Source organism: Microvirga brassicacearum (assembly GCF_008757455.1).
GTDB lineage: Bacteria > Pseudomonadota > Alphaproteobacteria > Rhizobiales > Beijerinckiaceae > Microvirga > Microvirga brassicacearum.
Map to the genome: position 1 here is coordinate 1 of NZ_VCMV01000028.1, position 9,419 is coordinate 9,419.

A 9,419-nucleotide genomic window follows, 5' to 3' on the forward strand; every position below is an offset into this window, starting at 1 on the left:
AACCCCCGCACCTCCGCCCCAAGGCGGCCGGACCACCCTGGTGCCGACGCCCGGCGACCCGACCAACGTCGAGGACGTGGTGCTGACCGGAAAGCCGGCGGCGATCGCCACTGGAACGAGCACCTGGGAACAGGCTTTCGACAACCTGAAAGCCGCGTTCGGCAAGATCGAGGACGCGCTGACGCGGGCGGGAATCGCGCCTACGGGCAAGCCGCTCACGGTGTTCGTGCACACGGACGATCAGGGTTTCCGCTATGAGGCGATGATCCCGATCGCCGGCGCACCCGAAGGCAAGGCCGAGCTGACGCCCGAGATCAAGTTCGGCAGGACCCCCGAAGGCAAGGCCTTCCGCTTCGTCCACAAGGATGCGTACGAGGAAATCGACGGTACGTACGAGACGATCACCGCCTATCTCGATGCCAAGAACATCGTCGCGCAGGACGCCTTCGCCGAGGAATACGCAAACGAGATGACCGACTCGAACGATGCCAATCTCGAGGTGAACATCTACGTTCAGCCGAAGGAATGAGGCACCATTCGTTCATTACCTTGACCTTGCGTGAGAGGACGCCCGTCCGCTAGCGTATCGCGCCTTTGGTAAAGCGAACGGGGACGTCATGTACAAGGTCGCGGTGTTTGTCGGCAGTCTCCGGCGCGAATCGATTAATCTCCAGTTCGCCAAGGCGCTGGCCAAGCTCGGGGCGTCGAAATTCACCTTCCACTTCGTCGAACTCGGCGACGTGCCGCTCTACAACGAGGACCTGTGGGTCGATCCACCCGCCAGCGTCCTGCGCCTCAAGCAGGACATTGCCGATGCCGATGCGGTGCTGTTCGTGACGCCGGAATATAACCGCTCGATTCCGGCGGTGATCAAGAATGTGGTCGATTGGGGCACCCGCCCCCACGGCCAGAATTCGTGGTCGGGAAAGCCCGCCTCCATCGTCGGGGCCAGTCCCGGCAATGTGGGGACGGCCGTCGCGCAGGCGCAGCTGCGCAGCATTCTCGTGCCGCTCGGGCTTTTGCTGCTGGGCCGGCCGGAGGTGTATTTCACCATGAAGCCGGACCTCATCGACGAAAACCACGACATCATTCCAGATTCCACGCGCAAATTCCTGCAGGGCTATCTCGACAAGTTCGAAAGCTGGATCGCGAAGGTCGCGTGAGCGGGTTCACGCCTGCGGCGTTTTGGCGGCTTCCGGCCCGTAGTCCTTAAGGCGGCCTTAACCTTGTCGGGCGGACGATGGTATCGTGGCGTCAATGCCCGTTTTCTGCCGAAGCTGATCCCATGAGCGACCTTCTCGTCAGCATCCGCCGCGCCAAAGCCGAAGATTCGGCGGGGTTGGCGCGCGTGTTCGAGGCGGCGTGGCGGGAAGCCTATCTGGGCGTCATCCCGGGGGTTGCGCTGGAAAAGCTGCTGGCCCGCCGGGGTGCGGATTGGTGGCGCTCGGCGATCGGGCGCGGCCGGCCCCTGGTGGTGCTCGATGTCGGGCAGGGAATCGCCGGTTATGTGTCCTACGGCCGCAGCCGCGACCGTCGTCTCCAGGCGGACGGGGAGATCGACGAGCTCTATCTGGCGCCGGAATATCAGGGAATCGGCTACGGACGGCGGCTTTTCAAGGCCGTCCGCAACGACCTGCATGATCGGCAGATGAAGCGCATCGGCATCTGGGCGCTCTCCGACAACGCCCGGGCGCGCGGCTTCTACGAGGGCCTTGGCGGGCGCAGCGTTGCCGAGGTCGAGGAACGCATTGGCGGCGTGACGCTGTCGAAGGTCGGCTACCTGTTCGTCTAGAACGGTCGGAGCTTCGGCGATCTGTTATTCCGTTCGCCCACCAGATGCTAATTCGCTCATCCGGCTTGTTGCTCGCCGCCAGTGCGGCTAGTGAAGCGGAAAGCTCGTGACCTTTTTGTTTCGGAGTAGATCGTTTATGCGCCTTGACGCCATTTCAATTGGAAATAACCCGCCGGACGACGTCAACGTCATCATCGAGGTGCCGCTCGGCGGCGAGCCCATCAAATACGAGATGGACAAGGAATCCGGCGCGCTTTTCGTCGATCGCTTCCTCTACACCGCCATGCGCTATCCGGGAAATTACGGCTTCATCCCTCACACCCTGTCGGGGGATGGCGACCCTTGCGACGTGCTGGTGGCCAATACCCGGGCGATCATCCCCGGCGCGGTCATGAACGTGCGTCCCGTCGGCGTGCTGGTGATGGAGGATAATGCGGGCGAGGACGAGAAGATCATCGCCGTTCCGTCGGCTCACCTGACCCAGCGCTATGACCGGGTTCTGACCTACACCGACCTGCCCGACATCACCCTCAAGCAGATCGAGCATTTCTTCCAGCACTACAAGGATCTCGAGCCTGGCAAATGGGTCAAAATCCTGCGCTGGGGCGACGCCGAGGAAGCCCGCCGGCTGATCCGCGAGGGCATGGAGCGCGCGAAGAAGAAGGGCTGAGGAAAAGCCCTTTTCGTTGCGAATCATCAAAACAGCGGGAAGGCCGAGAGGAACCTCGGCCTTTTTCTTGTGTCAGGGCCTGCCCGCCACGACCCGGCGCGCTGGCGCGTCGAGGCGGTATTCGTCCCAGGCGCGGCGCAGGATCTGGACCGCCGAGGTGAGAAACAGGCCTGCCATGATGGCCGCCACCAGCAGATCGGGCCAGGCGCTCGATGTCACCCACACCGCGCCTGCGGCCACCATCACGATCACATTGCCGATGGCATCGTTGCGCGAACACAGCCAGACCGAGCGGACATTCGCGTCGCCATCCTTGTAGGGCAGCAGAAGGCCAACGCTCGCCAGATTGGCCACCAATGCCAAGATGCCGATGACGCCCATGATTTCGGCGCGCGGCAGGCCGAGGACAAGCACGTGATAGGCGGTCGAGCCGAGCACCCAGGCTCCCATCACGGTGAGGCTGAGACCCTTGAACAGGGCGGCGACAGCCCGCGTTCGCAGGCTCATCCCGATGACCGCGAGACTCAGGCCATAGGTGACGGTGTCGGCGAGAAAATCGAGCGCGTCGGCTTGCAGGGCCTGGGACCTGGCCAGATGGCCGGCGACGATTTCGGTCAGGAACATCGCGCCGTTGAGGGCTATGACGATCCAGAGCACCAGCTTGTAACGAGGATCGACCCCGTCGAAGACCGGAACGCCATCATGACAGCAGGAGCCGCCGGCCGTCAGCGGCAGGATGCCGTGCTCATGGGCGTGAGGATGGGCATGTGCGTGAGAAACCGGACGTTCGGGAGGGGAGTGGGAATGGCATTCCGGCGATCCGCAGCATGGCGAATCCTGGTGGCGCGTGTCGTTCATCATCATCCTCTTTCATCGACGAGGATTGAAGCGTACAAGCTCTAGCGACTAGAGGATCAAGCGCAAAAATGTCGGATCTGTCGATCGGTGAATTGTCCCGGCGGGTGCACGTCAAGGTGCCGACGATCCGCTATTACGAGCAGATCGGCCTGCTCCCACCGCCGCCGCGCACCGAGGGCCGGCAACGCCGCTACGGCCCAGCCGAACTCGACCGCCTCGGCTTCATCCGGCATGCCCGGGATCTCGGCTTCGAAATTGAAGCGATCCGCGAATTGTTGGGACTGAGTGAACAGCCGGATGGCCCTTGTGAACCGGCGGACCAGATCGTCACGCGGCACCTTGCGGCCGTCGAGCGCAGGATCGCTCACCTTACCGCCTTGCGGACTGAACTCCGGCGCATGCTCAAGACCTGCGATCACGGACAGATCCGCGAATGCAGGATCATCCAGGTTCTGGGTGACCATGAGCTCTGCGGGGCGGATCACATTGTGCCGGCTCAGGTCTGAGACGCTTCGCTGTTGAGAGCGCGGATGTTCCCGTTTCGTAGTTCCAGATCCCAGTTTTGCCCGACCAAGTCCTTGCCGAAGGAGTGATGGCGCTCTTCCTGCACCAGCCGGAAGCCCGCTTCCTCATAGATGCGCCGCGCCGAGGCCAGGATGTCGTTCGTCCAGAGCGTCAGCGTCTGGTAATGGCGCGCTCTGGCGAACCGGATGCTCTCATCCACGAGGCGGCGCCCGATGCCGAGGCCGCGCGCCGAGGGCTCCACATAGAGCAGGCGCAGCTTCGCCACCGCGTCCGATTGCCGGACCACGAACACGCTGCCGACGATTTCGCCTTCACGCTCGGCGATCCAGCAGCGCTCCGTCCGCGGATCGTGATTCTTGACGAACGCGGCCGCGATCTCGGCGACCAAAGCCTCGAATGTCTCGTCCCAGCCGAATTCCTCCGCGTAGAGCATGCCCTGCCGGCGAATGATCCAGCCGATATCGCCCGTCTGGAGCGGGCGCAGAAGATAAGGGACGCGCGGTTCGGTGCGCCCGCCGAGCAGGCGCTCGACGGTGCTCATCGCAGCGACGAGTTGGCGGCGCTCAGCCTCCGAAAGCCCGGCCAGCAGGGTTGCCACTTCCGCCTCGGAGGCCTGATCCAGCGGCTGGAACGCCGCCCGGCCCTCATCGGTCATCGCCAGCACCGCCTGTCGCCCGTCCCCTGCCGCTGTCGCGCGACCGAGGAACCCGCGGGCCTCGAATCGCTTGAGGATGCGACTGAGGTAACCCGCATCGAGCCCGAGCTCGCGCGCCAGATCCGCCGCCGTCAGCCCATCGCGATGGGCAAGCTCATACAACACCCGGCCTTCCGTGAGCGAAAACTCGCTTTTCAGAAAGCCTTCGACGAGCAGGCCGAGCTGTCGGGTGTAGAAGCGGCTGAAGCGCCGCATGGTGGCTATCTGGTCGGCGGTCGGTCTGGCGGACATGGCGGCTCATCCCTTGCGGAGAGACACCGTCAATCATTTAGTTGACTTAGTCAACTAATCACAATTTTTCGCCTTTCAGCAAGCGGGGCGGCTCACGGGTGGTCAGGCCAGCGGCCTCGCGGATGAAGAAGCGTTTCAGGGCCGGCATCCGGTCCACCACGCCCAAGCCGAGGTCGCGCACGAGCCTGACCGGCAGCCAATCGTTGGAGAAGAGCCGGTTTAGCCCGTCCGTCACAAGGCCCATGGCGGTGATGTCGGTCCGCCGGGCCCGCTCATAGGCTTCGAGAACCTCGCCGCTGCCGGGATCCTGGCCGAGACGCATGGCGTCGGCCACGATCTCGGCCAAGGCGGCCGCATCATGCAGGCCGAGATTGAGACCCTGCCCGGCGATCGGATGGATCACATGGGCGGCGTCCCCGAGCAGGGCGAGACGGTCGCCGACGAAGCTCCGCGCCACCCCGAAGGAGAGCGGATAGGCATATGGCGGCGTCTCGAAGGCGATGCGGCCGAGCTGCAGCCCGAAGCGGCGCTCGAGCTCCGTGAGCAGATCCGCCGAATCAGCTTCCAGCAACCCCGCCACGTTCTCGGTGCGCTCGCTCCAGACGATGGAGGAGCGGTGCTTCACGGTGCCATCGACGAGAGTCTCGGACTTCAACGGCAGGATCGCAAACGGGCCGGAGGGCAGGAAATGCTCGACGGCGCGGCCCTCGTGATCGCGTTCATGCAGGATGGTGGCGACGATGCCCGATTGGCCATAGGGCCAGGAAATCCAGCCGATCCCCGCCTGCTCGCGCAAGCGCGACCGGCCGCCATCGGCTGCAACCAGCAGGGCGGCCGGCAGGATCTCTCCGCCCGCCAGTTTGACATCGGTGTGCGCCGCCCGGGTCTGGAAGCTCTCGACGGCCTCCGCGCGGAGGTCCACCCCCGATGTCTCGCAGGCCGCGATCAGCGCGACGGTCAGGTCTCCCGCCGTGACCATATGGGCGAAAGCCTCGCCCTCGCCGACTTCGCCCTCAAAGGTGAGAAAGGTCGGCCGGACGGGATCCTGCAGCCGGCTGTCGGTGATGACCATATCGAGGATCGGCTGGGCCTTGGGCGCGACCTTGTGCCAGATTCCGATGGCTTCCAGCATCCGCCGCGCCGCGGCAGCAATGGCAAAGGCGCGTGTATCGCCATGGGGATCGCGCTGCAGCGCCGGGTCGCACATGACCACGCCGAGGCTGTCGCCGAGCGCCTGTTTGAGCGCCAGGGCCAGAGACAGGCCAGCAAGGCCGCCACCCGCGATGACGAGGCGCGGCGCGCTCGTGGCGTTCGAACCCGCCTGGCTCATGAGATCCCTCCCGGTCGATGCGGCCTGCCATCGGCGATAGGCCCGCGCCCGCGCCCTGTCGAGCCCTTTGTGTGAACCGGGAGCCCCATTCCCTCCCCCTTGCGGGGAGGGGTTAGGGGGTGGGGGTCGATCGATTGGGCTGAACCGATGTCGGCTTTCTCGTATCAATGTCCGTTCCACTATAGAACCGCGAGCGTTCCGACCTTCCGACCCCACCCTCGGTCCCTCCCCGTATGGGGAGGGCAGTGGGCGTCGCGCTCGAGGCTTGACCTTCGCCCGGCCCTCTCCGATGGATGTGACTTGCGACAAGGATCATCGAGATGCCCAGCGCCGTGGCGAACCTCCTCAACATCCTCGATCTCGAACAACTCGAGCTCAATCTCTTTCGCGGCCAGAGCCCGAAAGTGGGCTGGCAGCGGGTCTTCGGCGGGCAGGTGATCGGGCAGGCGCTGGTGGCGGCAAGCCGCACGGTCGAGGGGCGCCAGCCGCATTCCCTGCACGGCTATTTCATGCTTCCCGGTGATCCCAAGATACCGATCATCTACGAGGTCGATCGCATTCGCGACGGGCGCAGCTTCACGACCCGCCGCGTGGTCGGCATCCAGCATGGGCACGCGATCTTTTCCATGTCGGCTTCGTTCCAGGTGGCCGAAGAGGGGTTCGACCATCAGGCGATCATGCCCGACGTCCCGGGTCCTGATGCGCTGCCGAGCGAGGAGGAGATGCAGGGCGAGATCATCGCCGCCATGCCCGAGCCGATGCGCACCTATTACGAGCGCGAGCGGCCGATCGAGATGCGGCCGGTGGAAATCCAGCGCTACATGTCGAAGGATCCGATGGCGCCGCTCTTCCATGTGTGGATCCGCGCCACCGAACCGCTGCCCGACGATCCGGCGATCCATCAGGCGGTTCTCGCCTACGCGTCCGACATGACGCTCCTCGATACCTCGCTGATGCCTCACGGCCACACGGTGTTCGACAAGACCATCCAGGCCGCGAGCCTCGATCACGCCCTCTGGTTCCACCGTCCGTTCCGTGCCGACGAGTGGCTGCTTTACGCGCAGGACACGCCCAACGCCTCCGGCGCCCGCGGCTTTTCGCGCGGCTCGATCTTCAAGCAGGACGGCACCTTGGTGGCCTCGGTCGCCCAGGAAGGCCTCATCCGCGACCGCGAATGAGGCTGCCTGCTTTTTAGGCAACATGACCGGAATCGATCGGATTCACGCTGCCTGTTTGGGAGGCAGGCTCGTGGCAAATCGTTGATTCACAAGGCTTGGCATAGTTCTTGCTTACCCTTTGCCGGAGACCCCGCTCTTGGCGGGATTCATCTGGAAACCGCCGCCCGCGCCTGATCAGGACAGGTTCGGGCGGCGCCACAAAGGGGGCATAACCCATGAAAATCGTGATGGCGGTCATCAAGCCGTTCAAGCTGGACGAGGTGCGCGACGCGCTCACCGCGCTCGGCGTCCATGGCCTGACGGTGACCGAAGTGAAAGGCTATGGACGGCAGAAGGGCCACACCGAAATCTACCGTGGCGCCGAATACGCCGTCAGCTTCCTGCCGAAGCTGAAGATCGAGGTGGCGGTGGCAAGCGACCTGGTGCCGAGGGTCATCGACGCGATCATCGCGTCCGCCCGCACCGGCCAGATCGGCGACGGCAAGATCTTCGTCATGTCGCTGGAAAAAGCGGTGCGCATCCGCACGGGCGAGACCGATGCCGATGCCCTGTGAACCCGCTTTTCCGCAATCCCGCCCTTCCCTTTCCCGGAGTTCCAATCCGATGAATCGTCGTCTCTTTGCCACCCTCCTCGGAGGCGCGGGGCTGACCCTGCTCGCGCTCACGCCGGCGCTCGCGCAGGATGCCGCGCCGACCGTCAACAAAGGCGACACCGCCTGGATGCTGATCTCGACCGTGCTCGTCATCCTCATGACGATCCCGGGCCTCGCCCTGTTCTATGGCGGCCTCGTGCGGACCAAGAACATGCTGTCGCTGCTCACCCAGGTCTTCGCGGTGTTCAGCCTCGTTTCCATCCTGTGGGTCACCTACGGCTATTCGCTCGCCTTCACGTCGGGGCCGGGTGCAATCGGGGCGATCATCGGCGGCCTCGGAAAGGCGTTCCTTGCCGGCGTCACCAATGAGACCACGGCCGATACCTTCACCAAAGGTGTGGCGATTCCCGAAATGGCCTTCCTGGCCTTCCAGCTCACCTTCGCGGCGATCACGCCGGCGCTCATCGTCGGCGCGTTCGCCGAGCGCATGAAATTTGGCGCCATCCTGTTGTTCACCGGCCTGTGGCTCACCTTCGTGTATCTGCCCATCGCCCACATGGTGTGGTTCTCGGAAGGCTACCTGTTCGCCCTCGGCGCGCTCGATTTCGCCGGCGGCACGGTGGTGCACATCAATTCGGGCGTGGCGGGCCTCGTCGGCGCGATCCTGGTCGGCAAGCGCATCGGCTATGGCCGCGATCTCCTGGCGCCCCATTCGCTGACGCTCACCTTCGTCGGCGCCTGCCTGCTCTGGGTCGGCTGGTTCGGCTTCAATGCCGGCTCCAACCTCGAGGCCACGGGCGGCGCGGCACTGGCGCTCCTCAACACCATCGTGGCGCCGGCCGCTGCCGGACTTGCGTGGATGGCCGCCGAGGCCTTCACCAAGGGCAAGCCCTCGCTGCTCGGCATCGCGTCGGGTGCGGTCGCGGGCCTCGTGGCGATCACTCCGGCGGCGGGCCTTGCCGGACCGATGGGCTCGATCGTGCTCGGTCTCGTGGCCGGGGTCGTGTGCTTCTACGCGGTGACCGGGGTCAAGAACGCGCTCGGCTATGACGATGCGCTCGACGTCTTCGGCATCCATGGCGTCGGCGGCATCGTGGGCGCCATCGGCACCGGCATCGTCGCCGCCCCGTCCCTCGGCGGCTACGGCGTCGGCGAGTACACGATCGGCGGCCAGGTCTGGACGCAGATCATCGCCGTGGTGGTGACGATCCTGTGGACCGGAATCGGCTCGCTGATCCTCTACAAGATCGTCGATGGGGTGGTGGGCCTGCGCATAACCCCGGAGGCCGAGCGCGAGGGTCTCGATCTCGCCGAGCACGGCGAGCGCGCCTACAATTACTGAGCCGAAACAAGACGAAGCCTTCCAGAGGCACAGACGAGAAAAGCCCCGGCTCGCAAGGCCGGGGCTTTTTGGTGCAATCAGGAAAGATGCGGCCGCCGAGGTAGGTCGCGCGCTCCCCTCCCCCTTGCGGGGAGGGGCTAGGGGTGGGGGTCGGGCGACTGGGTGCCTCGGTCACGAAATTTCGC

Annotated in this window: 11 protein-coding genes; 8 read left to right on the forward strand and 3 right to left on the reverse strand. The window is 64.8% G+C overall.

The genetic code is table 11. The features are described 5' to 3' along the window. The 4 genes from FEZ63_RS16785 to ppa all read left to right on the forward strand — a co-directional run. On the forward strand, positions 1–529 hold a 529-nt coding region (locus FEZ63_RS16785), incomplete at its 5' end, for a GyrI-like domain-containing protein (RefSeq protein WP_150946570.1). 88 nt (positions 530–617) lie between these two features. Further along, positions 618–1,163: an NADPH-dependent FMN reductase gene (locus FEZ63_RS16790; protein WP_150946572.1), complete on the forward strand. Its 546-nt coding sequence runs from the start codon at positions 618–620 to the stop codon at positions 1,161–1,163. Positions 1,164–1,285: 122 nt separating this feature from the next. After that, complete coding sequence (locus FEZ63_RS16795; RefSeq protein WP_150946574.1) at positions 1,286–1,792, forward strand: GNAT family N-acetyltransferase; 507 nt, start codon at positions 1,286–1,288, stop codon at positions 1,790–1,792. Positions 1,793–1,928: 136 nt separating this feature from the next. Beyond that, the gene (ppa, locus tag FEZ63_RS16800; protein ID WP_150946576.1) at positions 1,929–2,462 is read left to right on the forward strand and encodes an inorganic diphosphatase; all 534 of its coding nucleotides are present in this window, start codon (positions 1,929–1,931) and stop codon (positions 2,460–2,462) included. Positions 2,463–2,534: 72 nt separating this feature from the next. On the opposite strand, the gene FEZ63_RS16805 is transcribed toward ppa, so the two are convergent. Then, on the reverse strand, positions 2,535–3,323 hold the full coding sequence (locus FEZ63_RS16805) for a cation efflux transmembrane domain-containing protein (RefSeq protein WP_420846295.1): 789 nt from the start codon (positions 3,321–3,323) through the stop codon (positions 2,535–2,537). A 65-nt stretch (positions 3,324–3,388) separates the two neighbouring features. Between FEZ63_RS16805 and FEZ63_RS16810 the strand changes: the two genes are divergently transcribed. Beyond that, positions 3,389–3,826, forward strand: a complete 438-nt coding sequence (locus FEZ63_RS16810; protein WP_150946578.1) for a MerR family transcriptional regulator — start codon at positions 3,389–3,391, stop codon at positions 3,824–3,826. On the opposite strand, the gene FEZ63_RS16815 is transcribed toward FEZ63_RS16810, so the two are convergent. After that, the gene (locus FEZ63_RS16815; protein ID WP_150946581.1) at positions 3,817–4,791 is read right to left on the reverse strand and encodes a bifunctional helix-turn-helix transcriptional regulator/GNAT family N-acetyltransferase; all 975 of its coding nucleotides are present in this window, start codon (positions 4,789–4,791) and stop codon (positions 3,817–3,819) included. The two genes, FEZ63_RS16810 and FEZ63_RS16815, sit on opposite strands and share 10 nt — an antisense overlap. A 58-nt stretch (positions 4,792–4,849) precedes the next feature. Next, on the reverse strand, positions 4,850–6,121 hold the full coding sequence (locus tag FEZ63_RS16820) for a ubiquinone biosynthesis hydroxylase (RefSeq protein ID WP_150946583.1): 1,272 nt from the start codon (positions 6,119–6,121) through the stop codon (positions 4,850–4,852). A gap of 320 nt (positions 6,122–6,441) precedes the next feature. Here FEZ63_RS16820 and tesB point away from each other — a divergent pair, with 320 nt between their 5' ends. The 3 genes from tesB to FEZ63_RS16835 all read left to right on the forward strand — a co-directional run bounded on the left by tesB (position 6,442) and on the right by FEZ63_RS16835 (position 9,234). Then, on the forward strand, positions 6,442–7,299 hold the full coding sequence (gene tesB / locus FEZ63_RS16825; protein WP_150946586.1) for an acyl-CoA thioesterase II: 858 nt from the start codon (positions 6,442–6,444) through the stop codon (positions 7,297–7,299). Between the two features lie 215 nt (positions 7,300–7,514). After that, positions 7,515–7,853 (forward strand): P-II family nitrogen regulator, encoded by a 339-nt coding sequence (locus FEZ63_RS16830; protein WP_150946587.1) that lies wholly within the window; start codon positions 7,515–7,517, stop codon positions 7,851–7,853. 49 nt (positions 7,854–7,902) lie between these two features. Continuing rightward, a complete protein-coding gene (locus FEZ63_RS16835) occupies positions 7,903–9,234 on the forward strand; it encodes an ammonium transporter (RefSeq protein WP_150946589.1) in 1,332 nt (443 codons plus the stop codon). The last annotated feature ends 185 nt before the right edge of the window (positions 9,235–9,419 follow it).

Excerpts from the sequence above, each read along its gene's own strand:
- FEZ63_RS16790 (WP_150946572.1), top strand. The coding sequence starts at position 618 with ATGTACAAGGTCGCGGTGTTTGTCGGCAGTCTCCGGCGCGAATCGATT.
- FEZ63_RS16795 (WP_150946574.1), top strand. The coding sequence starts at position 1,286 with ATGAGCGACCTTCTCGTCAGCATCCGCCGCGCCAAAGCCGAAGATTCG.
- ppa (WP_150946576.1), top strand. The coding sequence starts at position 1,929 with ATGCGCCTTGACGCCATTTCAATTGGAAATAACCCGCCGGACGACGTC.
- FEZ63_RS16805 (WP_420846295.1), bottom strand. The coding sequence starts at position 3,323 with ATGATGAACGACACGCGCCACCAGGATTCGCCATGCTGCGGATCGCCG.
- FEZ63_RS16810 (WP_150946578.1), top strand. The coding sequence starts at position 3,389 with ATGTCGGATCTGTCGATCGGTGAATTGTCCCGGCGGGTGCACGTCAAG.
- FEZ63_RS16815 (WP_150946581.1), bottom strand. The coding sequence starts at position 4,791 with ATGTCCGCCAGACCGACCGCCGACCAGATAGCCACCATGCGGCGCTTC.
- FEZ63_RS16820 (WP_150946583.1), bottom strand. The coding sequence starts at position 6,121 with ATGAGCCAGGCGGGTTCGAACGCCACGAGCGCGCCGCGCCTCGTCATC.
- tesB (WP_150946586.1), top strand. The coding sequence starts at position 6,442 with ATGCCCAGCGCCGTGGCGAACCTCCTCAACATCCTCGATCTCGAACAA.
- FEZ63_RS16830 (WP_150946587.1), top strand. The coding sequence starts at position 7,515 with ATGAAAATCGTGATGGCGGTCATCAAGCCGTTCAAGCTGGACGAGGTG.
- FEZ63_RS16835 (WP_150946589.1), top strand. The coding sequence starts at position 7,903 with ATGAATCGTCGTCTCTTTGCCACCCTCCTCGGAGGCGCGGGGCTGACC.